Raw genomic sequence first — 15,604 nt, forward strand, 5'->3', positions numbered from 1 at the left:
CCCAAACCTGTCACGCTGCATGAACGTCGTCAGCGAACACGACGAGGGCACGGCGTGGGGTGCGCGGTTCGGCGGCAGTCTGTAGGGCTGCGAGGAGGTTCGCCGGGCCGTCGGCGCCGGCCATGGTCGGGTTGCGCATTGCGCCCGTGACGACCACCGGTACGCGGTGGTCGTGGCGTAGGTCAAGGAAGTACGAGGTCTCCTCGATGGTGTCCGTGCCCTGGGTGACCACGACGCCGGCTGCGCCGGCGTCGACGGCGGCGCTGATCGCCTCCGCGAGATCGAACAGGTCGTCGTAGGAGAGCGACGCCCCTGGTTTCTGCCGGAAGCTTGAGACCTCGAGGTCGAAGCCGAGGGCTCCGATCTGGGGCACTGCTTCCAGAAGTTGCTGGCCAGTCAGTGCCGGGGCAACGGTACCGCCCGCCTGCGCGGTCATGGCGATGGTCCCGCCAAGGCTGAACACAGCCAATCGCGGCGCCTGTTCGATCAATTGCGGTCCTTCCCTTGGGTCGCGGCGCAGCACTGCAAACGGTTCACAGGCGCACGGAGCCGACGCGCCGGGCCGAGCGTCAACTGGGCTGACGCCGGGTTCCCCTCCCCACCGATCGACAGCGATCAAGCGCTTTGCGCGGGCGAGCCATCGACCGAAGAGGAGCGTCGGCCAGCGGACTTCACTGCAGCCCATGCATCTGAGACGATCCTACTGAGATCGGAGTGCTTCGGAGTCCAATCGAGGTCGCTACGAATGGCAGAGCAATCGGCCAGCAGGACTTGCGGCTCCGGCTTGGGAGGCAGATGTTCCGCGGGGATGGCACGGCCGCTGACTTCGCCGCAGACCTTGATGATGTCTGCGACCGAGGCGGAGGTTGCGCCGACGTTGTAGGTCCGGGCCTCCCCGAGGCGCCCGAACAACAGTGCCCTGGTGAGCGCGCTTGCTACATCGGACACGTGCACAAAGTCGCGCAGTGCCGAACCATCCCCGTTGACCTGCAGCTGTTGTTCGTGACCGGCTGCGACCGCGAGCGCTTTCGGGATGATCCTGGAAAGGTCGCCGTCGCCGCGGCCGTGGGCTGCGCCAGCGACGTTGAATAGCCGCAGGATCGTCACTGACGAACGCGAGCTCTCCGAAGCAGCTGTACGGAGGACCTCTTCGGCCTGCATCTTCGACTGCGCGTACGGGTTCGTCGGCTTGGCGGCGCTTGATTCGGTGAACGGCTGCGGTGCCGCGGTGTCGTAGACACTTCCGGTTGAGGCGAACACGAACCGCAAAGGTCGAGTTGATGCGCTGTTCTCGGCTTGGGCGGCGCGAACCAGCGATGCGGTTCCCGAGACGTTGACGGCGTGGTACTCGCGTTCGCGCTCAAAGGACTCGCGGACCCTTGTCAGAGCGCCGAGGTGTACCACGCCATCGGCTCCGCGAAGCGCGCGGCTCAACGACTCCTCATTCAGCAGGGAACCGTGAACCACTTCGGCGACAGGAATATCCGAGGGCACTTGGCCGATTGGCCGGCTGGTAAGGGCCGTGACGTCGTGACCGTTTTGCGCAAAGCGGTGAACAACTGCGGTGCCGATGAACCCGAATGCTCCGGTGACCAGAATGCGCATGGTCCCCAGTTAAGCAGCGCAGCACAGTGGAGCCAAGCAAGGCGTAGGCATGCAGCGGAGGGTCGTCCCGGTAGTCGCCCACGTAGACGACCTGGTCGGCGTCGCAAGCTGACCAACTGCACAGGCGCTCGAAGAAGCGCGGCCCCGGCTTTGCCACACCCCATTCGCCCGAGGTGGCGATGGCGTCGACCGGCAGGTCAACGGCGCGCAGGAGTTGGCCGGCTCGTTCGGTCTGGTCTCCAGCGATTCCAACCCACAGGCCAGCGTCGCGTAGGGCAGCGAGCGCGGGACGTGCATCGGCGTAGAGATCAGCGTCCGTGATGGACTCATCGTGGCAGGGTTGACGAAGGTTCGGCCCTGCAATCGCATTGTAGTAGACCTGTCGCCACCGGTAACCTTGTCAGGATTGGATCTGTGTCGAACGGTCGCATCTCCCGAACGCTGCGACCTGCGAGATGTAAGGGGTCTGGTGATGCCCACTGGTCGGCGAACGGCATTGGCTCGTCGTCGACGCGCACTCGGGATGTCCCAGGAGCGGCTCGCGATACGGCTCGGCGTTGATGTGAAGAGCGTCGCACGCTGGGAGCACGGCGCGTCGGAACCCCAGCCGTGGAACCGTCCCGCTTTGGCGCGCGCTTCAGTTGACTCTCGAGGACCTCGCCGATCTCCTCGCTCGCCGTCCTGAGGCCCCGGCGGTTATCGAGCAGGATTCCAGGTTGGAATCCGAAGAGTCCCTCTCGTTGCGCCTTGCGATCTCGCTCTCCCAGCGTGTTGACCAGTCAACGGTTGCGTTGCTTATTTCGCAGACGGGGAACATTCGGGTGCAGGATCGCAGGCTCGGCGGCGCGGTTCTGCGGGATCAGATCACCACGCACATCGAGAATATGGAATCGTTGCTCCGTCACTCTGTCACCTATCGATGGCGATCAAAGCTTGCAGCAGTGCTCGCGGATACCGCCACCCTGGCCGCATGGCAGTCCTTGGACCTCGGCCTCTTCAACACGGCGTGGCGGATGTTCGAGAGCGCGAAGGCGGCTTCACTCGAAGCGGGCAGCTCAGTGCACTATGCCCATGCGATGACGGAGCAAGCCTATGTCCTGATGGACCTGGGCATGACCGGCGACGCCGTTGAGTGCGTCGCCCAGGCACTTGACCAGTTCAGTGCGAAGGTCCCGGCTCGCCTTCGTGCATGGATGCATGGTGTGCAGGCGGAGGTCTGTGCTGCCCATGGCGCCGAGCGAGAAGCGTTAGCGGCCTTGGAACGAGCTGATCTGCTGCTCCCGTCGGGAGCAGGTGATCCAGATCTGCCGTTCCTCTCTCTGGATTCCTCACATCTCGCCCGGTGGCGCGGACACTGCATGGCTCGCCTTGGCGTGGCCAGTGCGGTGGAGGAGGCCGCCTCCGCTCTGGAAGCGATGGACCGGTCGTTCACGCGCGCAGAGGCGGGGCTCCGGTGCGACTATGCCATCGCTTTGGCACACGCGGGCGAGCGTGAGGAGGCCAGCCGACAGTTGGCCCAGGCCCGACATCTTGCGATGGTCACGAGCTCTGAGCGGCAATTGCGCCGGGTCGAAGCTGCTTCAGCCCTCGTGGCGTGATAGCAGGATCTGCATCACTGCGATCAAAGTTCCGCTGTTCCAGATCTCGCCCTTGGCGATCAGGTCAGGGAGTGAGGTAAGCGGAATCCACTGCAGCCGTGCCGACTCAGTGACGTCCGTGGGTTCACCGACCTGCTCGAGGTCGCGTGCCACGAAGAGGTGATGGGGGCTATCGAGCATGCCGACCATCGGCTCGAAGCTCAGGAGCGGTTTGATGCTCGTGGCGCGGTACCCGGTCTCTTCCTCGATCTCCCGAGTGATGGTCTCGATTGGTTCTTCCCCGTCATCGACCAAACCACCGGGTAGCTCGTAGCCCCAGCGGTCGGCGACGAAGCGGTGGCGCCAGAGCATCAGCACGCGATCCTGCTCGTCGAGCATGACCGCGATCGCCGCAGCTCGTAGGCGTACCACGTGGTGCTCGAAACGGTGGCCGTCGGGCTGCTCCAGATCGACTAGGTCTACCTTTATCCACTGGTTGTCGTAGATAGTCCTAGACCCGTAAACCTTCCAGACCGAACCGTCTTCCTCGTCGTTGCCCACCTGGCCATTGTGCCAGAGCCCACACCTGCAGACCGCGGACACCGGACCTCCTTCTCCCACTTGCGAATGTTGCCGCATCCGGCCGACCGCCTCCGTAGGTCCGGCACGAAGCGGCGGATTAGAATCGGCACGATCAGGTACGGCGGCCTACTTCGGCTCGGTCAGATATGAATCGAGTGCGGCATCGAAAGGTGCGCCGTTGAGGTGACCCCCGGGATATGGACACCGGGTTTCATGCGGCTTCGAGTATCAGTGTAGCACTATCATTGACGCTGGTGGAGTTGCACCGGAGTTCGTAGTCGGCTGGCGAGAGCAGCCCGGCACGGCGGTGGCGGCGCCTGTGGTTGTAGAGCGCGATCCAGCGGAACGTCTCGCGGCGGGCTTCGGCCTCGTCGGCGAACCGTCCGGTCTCGAGGGTTGTGACGGTCTCTCTCTTGTAGGCCGCGAAGAACGACTCCGCAGCGGCGTTGTCAAAACACGAACCCACCCGGCCCATGCTCCTGCGTATGCCCTGGCCCGCGCAGTAGTCGGCGACCAGGCGCGAGGTGTACTCGCTGCCCCTGTCGGAGTGGAAGGCCACGCCGCGTACGGCCTCGGACCCGCCGCGGGCGGCGACGGCGGCAGCGAGAGCGTCGCGCACCAGTTCCGCGCGGTGGTGATCCGCGATCGACCAGCCGATCAGGCGGCCGGAGAACAAGTCGATCACTGTGGCGAGATAGACGAACGCTGATTCACCGACCGGGATATAGGTGATGTCCCCGCACCATTTCAGGTTCGGCGCGCTCGCGGTGAAGTCGCGTCCGAGCAGGTCGGGTGCAGGTGCTGCGGCAGGGTCCTGCTTTGTGAGGTTCCGGCGTCGGCGCTGGTGGCGGCCCTCGATGCCGTGCTCGCGCATCACTCGGGCGACCTTCTTGTGGTTGACCGGGCCGACGCCGTCGCGCTCGTGCCAGGCGGCGAGGTCGAGCGCGACGCGCTTGGCGCCGTAGGTGCAGCGCGAGGCCTCGTGGATCCGGCGGATCCGGCCGGCGAGCGCCCGCTCCTCCGCTGCCCGCCGCGCGCGGGCCGGTGCTGCGGCCATCCAGGTGTAGTAGCTATTGCGTCTGACGTTCACCGCCCGGCACAGGCGGGTGACCGCGTGCCGCTGACCGGCCGGAAGATCCGGCCGGGAGTGCTCGGAGACGAATCTGTAGCGGCAGCTCAGCGATTCATCTCCTTGACAAAAAACTGGGTGGCCTTGCGCAGGATCTCCTTCTCCTCCTCAAGCGTCTTGACCCGTCGGCGCAGCGCCTTGAGCTCCTCGCGCTCGGCGGCGCTAAGCCCGCCGGCCTGGGCCGAGGCCTTCTCGGTCTGCGCCCTGCGCACCCAGGAGCGCAGCGTCTCCCGGTTCACGCCCAGCTCCATCGCCACGTCGGCGATCGTGCGTGGCGGGGCCGAATCGAGCACCAGCGCCACCGCGTCAGCGCGAAACTCCGGGGAGTAGTTGGACGGACGTCCCATCACGTGCACCTCTTCCATGCGGATCCATCAGGATCCAATCATCAAGGTGTCCACGTCGAAGGGGTCGCCCCACCGTCCAAGCTGGCGAGAACCGTGCTGGCCCCGCATCGCGGAGTTCCGAGACTGTGAATTGCCCGCTTGCGACGGCGATGATCGAGACGTGACCGCCGCGGGCCGTGCTGACGTCGTTGTTGGTGTCGCCGATGAGCATCGGCCGCTCCGTCGCAATGGAGAGGTCGGCGTTCACCAGCGCCCGCGATCGCGCTGCGTCGAGGAGCTCCAGCCGCTCGGAGCCATCTTCCGCGAATGCGCTGAACTCCCAGGCGATGAACTGGTCCAAACCGAAGGCAGCGAGCTTCAAGCGCGCCACCTCCCGGAGGTTGCCGGTCAGCAAGCCTTGTACGACTTCGGGTCGTGCGGCCAGCGCTGCGAGTGCTGCTCGTGCGCCGGGTAGCGCGCGGCCTAGAGATTGGAGCTGCTCGAGCCGGGACATATGGGCGCCGATCATACTTACGACGAAGGTCGTGAAGAGCGGATCCGGATCGACGATGCCGGTCCTGGTCCTGGTTCGCTCGGTAACGTGTTGATTCGAGCGGAGTGGCCACGGACACGTCGAGACCTGCGACGCGGTGTTGCGCCAGGGCTTCGCCGTGCCAGCATGCAGCTCACCGCGCGCCAGAATTCACGAACGTGGAGAAGTCGAGGCAGCAACTCGTGCCCTCGACGTATCAGGCACCCGGATCCGTGGCAGGGGACCGGACAGCGGATCTACGGTCCTGATGATGGCCCGATGCGGTGGAGCAGCGTGTTGGAGAAAACTGGTGCGCCCCGCTTAGAGGGTCACCCGGTAGGCCACCTTTCCGTCGTTCGGCGTCGCCCCGAGCGAAGCGTAGAAGCGCTGCGCCGTCTCATTACCGGTATCGGTTCCCCATTCGAAGCGGCTGCATCGTCGAGCCCGGGCGATCTCGCCCAGCGCTGTCATCAGTCGCTTGCCGACTCCGGTCCTGCGTGAGGACTGAGCGACGTACAGCTCCTTGAGGTAGAGCGAAGTCGTGAAGCCTTCTGCAGGCCAGTGGAACGAGTACGAAGCGAATCCGACGAGCTTGTCACCGTCCCACGCGAGCAAGGCCTCGGCTGCTGGCCGCTCGCCAAACAGTGCTTCCTCGATCTGTGCCAACCTGGCTTCCAGGAGATCGTCGGGGGTGCCGCCATAGAACTGCTCCAGTTCGTCCATGAGGTCGGCAAGCGCCTCAGTGTCCTCGGGGCGTACTGGGGCAAGAGTGATCACGGTTCGGGTACCTCGCTCGCATCGGGAGTCATCAAGCGGTCTCGCAGCTCAGCAGCAGCGGGTAGAGCGTGACGGCGAGGTTCGGGGATTGCTCGCAGTAGCTGCCGGCCGCGTAGGCTGATGATGCCCGCTCGCTGCTGGTTGCTCAAGTTGCTCATGGTTTCGATAGCGTACGCGAGGCCTGAGCCGGCGTCACCGTCGCTGATGAGGCAAGAGGCGCGATCAAGCCTTGCGAAGGCACGGTCCATGAAGTCCGCCGGAGCGCAGAGCTCAAGGGCTGCGTCTTGGGCGAGCCACGCCTTGGCTGTGTCGCCGAGGTGCGTGTAGGCGTTGCCCTCGTGGAAACGGAGCTGGCCCTCGTCGTAGCCGAACGCGGAGTCATTGATGTACTCCGGCGGCAGGTGTGCTAGAACATCTTCTGCTCGGCCGAGCGCGCGCTCGCACCGGCTCTTGTCGCCTCGAGCGGCGAGAAGGCGCGCTTCAAGGGCGGCGGAGAGCACCGAGCCGACCCGGGGCGCAGCGTGGGCCGCCTGCTGGGCACTGGCAGCCACGGCCAGCGCCTCACTAAGATCACCGCCGTAGTAGTGCCCGTACGCTTCCTGGGCCAAAACCCACGAGATGGTCTCCGGGTCGCCCGCCTCGTGGGCAGCGCTACTCGCGACACGGGCCCAACTGCGGAATTCGCTGCGTCTATCAAGTTTTATGAGCGTGAGACAGATCAATCCGGCCATTCGGGCCGCGATCTTGGTCAAGATGGCGGCGGTTGAGAGCGGGCGCGGGCGCGTGAGGAGTTCTTGAACCTCGCTGAGCTCCGCCGTGAGGTCTGCAAGCAGCAGACTTGCGGGCTGATCACGGGCGGCCAGGCCGTACTGTCGAACTGTCTCTTCGAGGCCGAAGAGCAGCGACCCCGACAGCGCTCCATCGGTTACCGAGCTGGCGAGAGATCGGCGAAGACTCATCAATTCATCAGCGGCGGTGGTCGAGACGACCGCGTGCCGTTCATTCTGCCGGGTATGGGCAGTGGCGATTGCGTGGCCGGTGAGAGGAACTGATGCAGACTCAGGCTGACCGGCCCGCAGGAGGGCTTCAAGTTCGTCGACGGAGATGTCCAGCGCAAGTGCAAGGCTATTGCGCAGCCACGGTTGAGGATCGCCTCCGCCGGCTTCCCAGCGGCCGACAGACCGGACGTCAACATGGAGGCGATCAGCCAGGTCCTGCTGCGACATGCCGATCGCCCGTCGTCGACGAGCAAGTCTGACCCTTCGTTCCCCGACCATCACTCGCTCACTTCGCCACCGTCATTGGTCCTGGCCTGGACATTGGGAGATCCCGCTAGCCCTAGGCTACCGCGCGTGTTCGTCTCAATACCGCACGTCAGTGGCGTTGGCATCTCAAGGCTCGGTAAAAGAATGCTGATTCACGAACGGGCATGAGCCCAGATCGGTGAGCGCAGGACCACCTGCGCTGGTCGAAGCGCTGAGTGGGTAGCGAGTCCTTATGGACGTCCGTGCTGTAAGGGCCGACGGTTCTGCATGGGCTGTGACGGTCTCAGCCAGTATCGGACGAGATGAGGAGCGCAGGCAATTCGGTTAGCTCGTTGATGCGCCAGGTGGCCGTCGCCCGCAATTTCGGATCGTCAGCGTTCTGGTAACCCCAGGGCCCTCGACGAATATGGGCGGTGTGTAAACCTGCGCTGTGGGCCGCGATGATGTCGTTGTCACGGTGGTCGCCGACGTAGACGATCTGGTCGGCACGGTGGCCCGACCAGGTGCATAGGCGCTCGAAGAAGCGCGAGTCTGGTTTGGCCACATTCCACTCGTCGGATGTGGCGATGGCGTCGACAGGCAGTTCGAGGGCACGCAAGAGTAGGCCTGCTCGTTCGGTCTGGTTGCCGGCGATACCGACCCAGAAGCCGGCGTCACGCAGGGCCCCGAGGGTGGGGCGTGCGTCCGGGTAGAGGTCGGCGTCGGTGATCGACTCGCCGTGTCCGGCTCGTTCGCGCGCAGCGCGTTCGGCGACGAGGTCGAAGCCCGGTTTGATGAGTCTGAGTGCTTCGGCGTTGTCCCGACCCTGTGTAGTGACGACTCCCACGAGGACGGCGAGGGTGTGGCGCGGGACGCCCAGCCAGTCCGCCCACGAGCCCCAAAAGGTGCTGTCGTCCAAGAGTGTCTCACCTACATCGAAGATCACTGCACGCACGCTCGCGCTCACTTGCCTCATCCTTGTCTTGGGGTGAATGTTAGATGCGGACTCATCGAGACTTCAGTGCGTTCCAGGCGTCAGTAATGATCGTCGTGAGATCGGAGTTCTCGGAGTCCAACGGAGATTGCGGCGGATGGCCGAGCAGTCGGGCAGCAGCGCTTGTGGCTCCGGCTTGGGAGGAGGTGCTCTACCGGGATGACACAGCGCTGAGGTCACGTCCACGGTGGTGGTGTAAGGCCACCGGTTGATCCGTGGTCACTAGTTTATGCGGCGAGGGGCGCGAGGGCGGTCTCTGGGCCCTGATTTCCCTCGATCGTGTGAGCGGCCCCGGCCTTGCGGCACCGTTCGAGGATCTCGGCGCCGATGTAGCGGCGCTGTTCGGTCCACTCGTCGGACTGCTCGGCCAGGACGGCGCCGACCAGGCGGATGATGGCGTCGCGGTCGGGGAAGATCCCGACGACGTCGGTGCGTCGGCGGATCTCCTAATCCATGGTTAGCGGCCGTTGGTCGGCTGGGGCGCGGCGCCCCTGGCTTATTTCACGGCAGTCGCGTGGACCCCGGGCGCATCCCTGCGGATCTCCTGGCCTTTGAGCCCTCGAACAAGAGCGGCGACGCCCGGGGTCTTCGTGACTGCCGCGGAACTTGCACCTTCGGTGCGTCGTCGCTCTTCGTGGTACGAGCCTGCTGCGCGGAGACCCCTCGATACCCGTGAGCCGTAGAGCTCTGTCGGAGACCGGGGCCCGCGCGGTGCGCCGGTGTCGCGAACGGCTAGTGAGATGGCGGACCGCAGAGTCCTGGGATTAGGTCGCCACGTGACCCGTCAAGGCCCACCACCTGCGAGGGAAGCGAGAAAAGGGAAGACTACTGTGAATGTGTACTGCGGAATCGACTGGGCCGAGGGGCACCACGACATCGCTCTGGTCGACCAGGACGGCGCCGTGCTCGCCGCGCTGCGCATCGATGACGACGCGGCCGGATACCGGCGGCTGCTGGACCTTCTGGCCGACCACGGCGACAGCGCCGAGGCACCGATACCCGTCGCGCTCGAGACCTCCCACGGTCTGCTGGTCGCCGCGCTGCGCACCGGGCACCGCGAGGTATTCGCGATCAATCCGCTCGCCGCGGCCCGCTACCGGGAGCGACACGCGGTTTCCCGCAAGAAGTCCGATCCGGGCGATGCACTCGTTCTGGCCAACATCCTGCGCACCGACCGCCATGCGCATCGGCCGCTGCCAGCCGACTCGGAGCTGGCCAAGGCAATCGCCGTGCTGGCGCGGGCGCAGCAGGACGCCGTCTGGAGCCGCCAGCAGATCAGCAACCAGGTCCGCTCGCTGCTGCGCGAGTACTACCCGGTCGCGTTGCAGGCCTTCCTGGTCAGGCAGGGCGGGCTAACCCGCCCGGAGACGCGGGCCGTGTTGGCGATCGCCCCGACGCCAGGACACGCCGCCCGACTCTCCGTGGCCCAAGTCCGCGCGGCGCTCAAGCGCGCAGGTCGCGTCCGCAGCATCGATGCCGAGGCCGAACGCATCAAGGCAGCGCTGCGCACCGACCAGGCCCGCCACCCTGCACTCGTCGAGGCAGCGATGGGCACCCAACTCCTGGCCCTGCTCGGCCAGCTCGATGCCGCCTGCAAGGCCGCTGACGACCTGGCCGCCGCCGTCGAAGCTCACTTTCCCCAGCATCCCGATGCCGAGATCCTCCTGAGCTTCCCGGGCCTGGGCGTGCAGCTCGGCGCACGAGTCCTGGCCGAGGTCGGCGACGACCGCAGCCGATTCGCCGACGCCCGCGCCCTCAAGGCGTATGCGGGTTCCGCGCCGATCACCCGCGCCTCCGGCAAAAAACGCTACGTCGGACGCCGATTCGTCAAGAACAACCGCCTCAACGCGGCCGGCTACCTATGGGCCTTCGCCGCACTCAACGCCTCACCTGGAGCCAACGCCCACTACCGGCACCGCCGCGACACAGGCGACTGGCACGCCCAGGCCCAGAGACACCTGTTCAACCGATTGCTCGGACAGCTCTATTACTGCCTACACACCCGACAGCACTTCGACGAGCACGCGGCCTTCGCCCCACCGCCAGCCACCCTCACCCTGGCCGCTTGACTTCCTAGCCACGTGAGATGTCTTGTTCAGCCGTTCCTGCGGGTTGTTCGACCACACCTGCCGCCAGACCTCCCTGGGGTAGGCGGCGAAGGCGAGCAGGTCCTCGCGGGCGTGCTCGAGGTGCTCGGCGGCCTTGGGGAACTTCTCGTCGAGCGCTGAGATCACGCTGGCCATCTGGGCGCGCACGGCCTGCTCGTCGGGCTGCTCGAAGACGGTGCGCAGCAGCGTCGCCACCCACGGTTGGGCGCTCTTCGGCACCTGGTTCATCAAGTTCCTTGCATAATGGGTGCGACAGCGCTGCCACGCCGCGCCGGGCAGTACCGCGCCGATCGCGTCGATCAGGCCGCCGTGGGCATCCGAGGTCACCAGCTGCACCCCGGACAGGCCGCGGGCGACCAGGGAGCGCAGGAACGCCACCCAGCCCGAGCCGTTCTCGCTGCTGGTGACATCGACCCCGAGGATCTCGCGGTGCCCCTCGGCGTTCACCCCGACCGCGACCAGACACGCGACGTTCAGTACACGCCCGCCCTCGCGCACCTTCTGCATCAGCGCGTCCACCCACACGAACGTGTAGGGCGAACCGTCGAGCGGACGGTTGCGAAACTCCGCCACCCGCGCATCAAGCGTCTTGGCCATCTCGCTCACCTGCGACTTCGATAGCTGCGTCACCCCCAGGCTCTGCGCGAGCCTCTCCACCCGCCGCGTCGAGACGCCCAGCAGGTAGCAGGTCGCCACCACGCTAATCAGCGCCTGCTCGGCGCGGGAACGGCGCTCGAGCAGCCACTCCGGGAAGTACGAGCCGGCCCGCAGCTTCGGGATCGCCAGCTCCACCGTGCCGGCCCGCGTGTCCCACGCCCGCGCCCGGTAGCCGTTACGCGAGTTGGTACGCCCCTCGCTGACCTGCCCGTACTCCGCACCACACAGCGCATCGGCCTCCGCGCCCATCATCTGCTGGGCGAAAAACGCCACCATCGCCCGGAGCATGTCGGGACTCGCCGAGGCGAGGTTCTCCTCCAGCGCGGCGGCGAACGGCAGACTGTCTCCAGCGGTCATCGTGCTGATCTCCTTCAAGAGCTTGGTCGTTCTCGAAGAATCAGCCGGTGGCCGCCTCGCATGCGGGCACCACGCCCGCCATACGAGACAGCATCACTCCATCGGGAAGATCAGCCGTACACCACATCCCAGGACGTGACCGCCGCTTGACTTCACCGCAGACCTTGATGATCTCTGCTACTGAAGCCGGCGTCGAGCCGACGTTGTAGGTCTGGGACTCTCCAGGGTGATCGGAATCGAGCGCCAAGGTTAGTGCATCGGCTACATCGGAGACACGTACGAAATCGCGCAGGGCCGAGCCGTCTCCGTTGACTTGGAGCCGCTGTTCCTGGCCAGCCGCGACCGCTAGAGCTTTGGGGATGATTCGGGATAGATCGTCGTCGCCGCGACCATGAACTGCACCTGCGACGTTGAACAGCCGCAGGATAGTTACCGATGAACCGGAGCCGCCCGGCGAAGCGGCACGAAGGAACTCTTCGGCCCGGAGCTTCGACTGCGCGTATGGGTTCATGGGTTTGATGGCGCTTGCTTCGGCGAACGGTTGGGGGCCGCAGTGTCGTACACACCTCCGGTGAGGCAAACACGAACCGCAATGGTCGACCGGAGTGCTTCATCTCGAGTTCAGCAGCCCGGAACAGCGCAGCAGTTCCCTCGACGTTTACAGCGAGGTACTCGCTCTCGCGTTCGAAAGACTCTCGGACTCGCGTAAGCGCGCCCAGGTGGACGACTCCGACCGACCCGCGGAGCGCGCGGCTCAGCGGTTTTTCATCGAGAAGCGAACCGTGTACCACGTCGGTGACGGGAACATGCGAGGGTACGTCGCGAGTTGGTCGGGTGGTAAGGGCTATGGCGTCGTGACCATCTTGCGCCAGGTGGTGAACGAGTGCAGTGCCGATGAAACCGAATGCTCTGGTGACCAGAATGCGCATGGTCACCAGCTAAGCAGAGCGTCACGGTGGAGCCAAGCAAGGTGTAGGCATGCGGTGGATCGAAGTAGCTCGACCGGAGCGGCGCCAGCCTGGCCTGGACCAATTGCACCTGCACTCCGCGGGCTTGCTCCCGCAACGACGGCCAGCGTATGCGTCGGGCGATGACGGCGTTCATGGTCGCTGGCTGGTAGTCCTGCTGCCGACGGCCTCGGCCAGATCTGGGCGTTCGCGACACCAGGATCCCGCGAGCAGACCCCAGCTCATGCCACGCTGAGGGCGCTGGCCGGCACGCCGTCAAGTTGCAACGTCAACGTGCAACTTCAGAATCCTCGACAGCCACGCGCAGCCTGAGATGATTCTGAGACTGTACTCGAACACTGACAGAAAGGGAGTCTTCGGTGTTCAACTATGGCGGGATTGGCAGGGCGAGGTGGACTGAGCCATGACTACGCGGGACTTTGGCGAAGCCGGTCATAAACTTTTGCGTCAGCCTGTCCGTGTCGGATTGATTGGCTGCGGCCAGTGGGGGGTGAATGTGGCGAACGCTGCCGCGCGCTGCCCCGTGCTGGACCTATGCGCAGTGGCAGACGCAGATATGTCGAGATCTACATCGCTGGCTGCTGATCTCGGGAATGTGCCGCAAGTTGTCTCCTCTGCCGACTTGATCGCCGATGAAGACGTGCACGCCGTCCTCATCGTCACCGACGCCGTCACCCATTACGCAATGGCTATGGATGCTCTAGATGCCGGGAAGCATGTCTTCGTCGAGAAGCCCCTGGCTCTGACGAGCACTGATTGTGTCAGATTGGCGCTGCGAGCTCACAGCGCCGGCCGAGCGCTCATGGTCGGCCATACCTTCATGTACTCAGATTATGTCGAATCTGTGGATCGAGCTCTCGCCAGCGACGAGTTGGGACGGGTGCGATACATGCACCTCCAGCGATTGGCTTACGGTAGGTTCCGGTCCGATGTCAACGTAACTTGGAACCTTGGGCCGCATGATGTTTCCATCTTGAACCATTGGGCTGGGGAATTGCCCGAGGCTGTCCGCTGCGTGGAGTACGCCTTCGCCCGCCCAGATCTTGCTGATGTGGCTCAGATTACGCTAGATTTCGGATCTTTCCTTGGTCATATCCAACTCAGCTGCGTTGATCCGCAGAAGGTGCGACGCGCCACAGTAGCCGGCACCAAGGCGGGCATTGTGTATGACGATGTCGAAGGGACTGTAGCGCTGTGCGAGAACGGTACCTCCTCGACGCGCACTCTGCGGAACGCTGCTGATAATCGGCCACTGGATGTGGAGATTGCTCACTTCGCGGAGTGTGTGATGACGGGCATGACGCCCAAGACCGACGGCATGCATGCTGCTGGCGTTGTCGCAGTTCTGGAAGCGGCTGCGATTTCAGCTGCAAATGGTGGAGCTTGGATTCGCCCCAATATGCCGACGTCTGACCCGTGGGCTGTCCAGCATCAGCCAGAGCACGCCGCGGAGGCCGTGACCGACCTGTGTAGCACGAGCAGCCCGGAGAGCAGGCGATGATCCCAGACTTGACTGTTTCCAACAAGCTCGCAAGCCGAGACCTTGATCCGCGTCTCATTGCCTCTTTGCGCGACGGATTCGGCGCAGTGCCGGCAATCGAAGGGGCCCTGCTCATGGGCTCACGGGCCCGCGGCATTGCTCATGCCCGCAGTAACGCTGACGTGCAGATTGTCGTTCAAGGGCTGACCGCCGAAACGGTCTCGGCGATCATCGGGGCTTGCTCCGAGATCCAAAGCCGTCACGGCTTCCCGGTGAGTGTCAACGTTCACACCCTTGCCGACTCGGCGCCGTCGCTGAGCAGGCACGGGCTCTTCATGCACAAGAATCGGGCAGAGCTATTTGTCTACCAGGCGAAGTACACCGGAGTCCCGCTCTTCGGCCGCAACAGCTATAGTGAGTTTCCCGATCCCTCACCGTCGCGCACGCGCATCGAGGCCATCCGGGTCATTGCCTCGTTCTGCTATTTCTTGCGCAAATACATCTTCGATGCCTCCATGGCCGCGCATGGGACTGCCGAGTTCGTGCGAACGCCGCTTATCAGCCTTGAGTACGTTGCCGTGTTTTACGGGTATATCTCTATGGGCTATCGCGACGGCTTAGACTTTCTGATTCAGGCGGGCAAGTTGACCGACCATGAGATCGATCTGCTGCACGAATGCGCGCGCCGCAAATCCGCTTCTGAATACGACGACCTCGGTGTCGACTTCGCCCTCCGCGTGGCAGCCTTCATGGATTCGCTCCATCTCCGACTGATCTCCGACTATCGACGGCTTGCTGTCTCGGATGTCCGTTGGGACGGCAAGGCAACCACGGTCCGCTGGGGTATGGAGTATCCGCAGGCCGCGGCGATGACCATCATGAGAAGGGGCGACGAGGTACTGCTGCTGCGACGGCCTGCAGACGACTACCTGTATCCGGGCCTCTGGACTGTGGCGGGTGGATACCTGGCCGCTGGGGAGAGTCCGACTGCTGGCGCCCGGCGCGAGGTCCTGGAGGAGACCGGCATCAGCCTCGAGCCGTTCGCTCTGTTCGAGTGTGAGCCCTTGATCAGCGACAGGCTTGCCGCGTTCGTCTTCGAAGTTGCTCTCCCGGAAACAGCTACCCCCCGCCTGAGCGAGCACGAGAACTATCGCTTCGCCCACATCCGTGACATCCCCTCACTGCCCCTCACCGTCGAGGCAAGAATGATCTTCGAACGCTACCTCAACCTGCCGACGGCCGCTGTCGCCGAGCGTGACTGATAGGAT

The 15,604-nt window shown here is 64.7% G+C and carries 13 protein-coding genes and 5 pseudogenes; 5 read left to right on the forward strand and 13 right to left on the reverse strand.

Annotated elements, in window-relative coordinates:
• Positions 1-13: 13 nt before the first annotated feature.
• The 3 genes and pseudogenes from ACTRO_RS36840 to ACTRO_RS51185 all read right to left on the reverse strand — a co-directional run.
• Positions 14-490 (reverse strand): annotated as a pseudogene (locus ACTRO_RS36840) (asparaginase domain-containing protein); the annotation flags it as partial.
• A 125-nt stretch (positions 491-615) separates the two neighbouring features.
• Positions 616-1,605 (reverse strand): NAD-dependent epimerase/dehydratase family protein, encoded by a 990-nt coding sequence (locus ACTRO_RS36845; RefSeq protein WP_034270712.1) that lies wholly within the window; start codon positions 1,603-1,605, stop codon positions 616-618.
• Positions 1,606-1,690: 85 nt separating this feature from the next.
• A pseudogene (locus ACTRO_RS51185) lies at positions 1,691-1,969 on the reverse strand (HAD family hydrolase); the annotation flags it as partial.
• Between the two features lie 108 nt (positions 1,970-2,077).
• Here ACTRO_RS51185 and ACTRO_RS51190 point away from each other — a divergent pair.
• Together ACTRO_RS51190 and ACTRO_RS36850 are read left to right on the forward strand one after the other, a co-directional pair.
• Complete coding sequence (locus ACTRO_RS51190) at positions 2,078-2,290, forward strand: helix-turn-helix domain-containing protein (RefSeq protein WP_084316809.1); 213 nt, start codon at positions 2,078-2,080, stop codon at positions 2,288-2,290.
• A gap of 31 nt (positions 2,291-2,321) precedes the next feature.
• Entirely contained in the window at positions 2,322-3,203 is an 882-nt protein-coding gene (locus tag ACTRO_RS36850) for an NsdA family TPR-like regulatory protein (protein ID WP_084316810.1), read from the forward strand.
• Here ACTRO_RS36850 and ACTRO_RS36855 read toward each other — a convergent pair.
• The 7 genes and pseudogenes from ACTRO_RS36855 to ACTRO_RS46425 all read right to left on the reverse strand — a co-directional run.
• The gene (locus ACTRO_RS36855; RefSeq protein WP_034278434.1) at positions 3,186-3,743 is read right to left on the reverse strand and encodes an NUDIX domain-containing protein; all 558 of its coding nucleotides are present in this window, start codon (positions 3,741-3,743) and stop codon (positions 3,186-3,188) included. The genes ACTRO_RS36850 and ACTRO_RS36855 overlap by 18 nt on opposite strands.
• Before the next feature lie 232 nt (positions 3,744-3,975).
• Positions 3,976-5,240, reverse strand: a protein-coding gene (locus ACTRO_RS36860; RefSeq protein ID WP_157436653.1) for an IS3 family transposase whose coding sequence is annotated in 2 segments (ribosomal slippage) — positions 3,976-4,959 and positions 4,962-5,240 — 1,263 coding nt in all. Because the reading frame shifts where the segments join, the coding sequence is not laid out codon by codon here.
• Positions 5,200-5,733 (reverse strand): haloacid dehalogenase-like hydrolase, encoded by a 534-nt coding sequence (locus tag ACTRO_RS46420; RefSeq protein ID WP_169739999.1) that lies wholly within the window; start codon positions 5,731-5,733, stop codon positions 5,200-5,202. Before ACTRO_RS46420 ends, ACTRO_RS36860 begins: the two co-directional genes overlap by 41 nt.
• 339 nt (positions 5,734-6,072) lie before the next feature.
• The gene (locus tag ACTRO_RS36870) at positions 6,073-6,474 is read right to left on the reverse strand and encodes a GNAT family N-acetyltransferase (RefSeq protein ID WP_063628135.1); all 402 of its coding nucleotides are present in this window, start codon (positions 6,472-6,474) and stop codon (positions 6,073-6,075) included.
• Between the two features lie 50 nt (positions 6,475-6,524).
• Positions 6,525-7,805, reverse strand: a complete 1,281-nt coding sequence (locus ACTRO_RS36875; protein WP_084316813.1) for a helix-turn-helix transcriptional regulator — start codon at positions 7,803-7,805, stop codon at positions 6,525-6,527.
• A 271-nt stretch (positions 7,806-8,076) separates the two neighbouring features.
• On the reverse strand, positions 8,077-8,739 hold the full coding sequence (locus tag ACTRO_RS36880) for an HAD family hydrolase (RefSeq protein WP_211244539.1): 663 nt from the start codon (positions 8,737-8,739) through the stop codon (positions 8,077-8,079).
• 254 nt (positions 8,740-8,993) lie between these two features.
• Positions 8,994-9,212, reverse strand: a pseudogene (locus ACTRO_RS46425) (transposase); the annotation flags it as partial.
• A 384-nt stretch (positions 9,213-9,596) separates the two neighbouring features.
• Here ACTRO_RS46425 and ACTRO_RS36890 point away from each other — a divergent pair.
• The gene (locus ACTRO_RS36890) at positions 9,597-10,835 is read left to right on the forward strand and encodes an IS110 family RNA-guided transposase (protein ID WP_034270723.1); all 1,239 of its coding nucleotides are present in this window, start codon (positions 9,597-9,599) and stop codon (positions 10,833-10,835) included.
• Between the two features lie 21 nt (positions 10,836-10,856).
• Here the strand turns inward: ACTRO_RS36890 and ACTRO_RS36895 are convergent.
• The 3 genes and pseudogenes from ACTRO_RS36895 to ACTRO_RS51575 form a co-directional block, all read right to left on the reverse strand.
• Positions 10,857-11,888 (reverse strand): annotated as a pseudogene (locus ACTRO_RS36895) (IS256 family transposase); the annotation flags it as partial.
• Positions 11,889-11,928: 40 nt separating this feature from the next.
• A complete protein-coding gene (locus ACTRO_RS50570; protein ID WP_281177923.1) occupies positions 11,929-12,468 on the reverse strand; it encodes an NAD-dependent epimerase/dehydratase family protein in 540 nt (179 codons plus the stop codon).
• 4 nt (positions 12,469-12,472) lie between these two features.
• A pseudogene (locus tag ACTRO_RS51575) lies at positions 12,473-12,817 on the reverse strand (NAD-dependent epimerase/dehydratase family protein); the annotation flags it as partial.
• Between the two features lie 442 nt (positions 12,818-13,259).
• Between ACTRO_RS51575 and ACTRO_RS46440 the strand changes: the two are divergent.
• Both ACTRO_RS46440 and ACTRO_RS44440 read left to right on the forward strand, forming a co-directional pair.
• A complete protein-coding gene (locus ACTRO_RS46440) occupies positions 13,260-14,357 on the forward strand; it encodes a Gfo/Idh/MocA family protein (protein WP_084316815.1) in 1,098 nt (365 codons plus the stop codon).
• Between the two features lie 8 nt (positions 14,358-14,365).
• Entirely contained in the window at positions 14,366-15,598 is a 1,233-nt protein-coding gene (locus ACTRO_RS44440) for an NUDIX hydrolase (RefSeq protein WP_169740001.1), read from the forward strand.
• Positions 15,599-15,604 lie beyond the last annotated feature (6 nt).

Origin of the sequence: Actinospica robiniae DSM 44927, assembly GCF_000504285.1 — a bacterium.
GTDB lineage: Bacteria > Actinomycetota > Actinomycetes > Streptomycetales > Catenulisporaceae > Actinospica > Actinospica robiniae.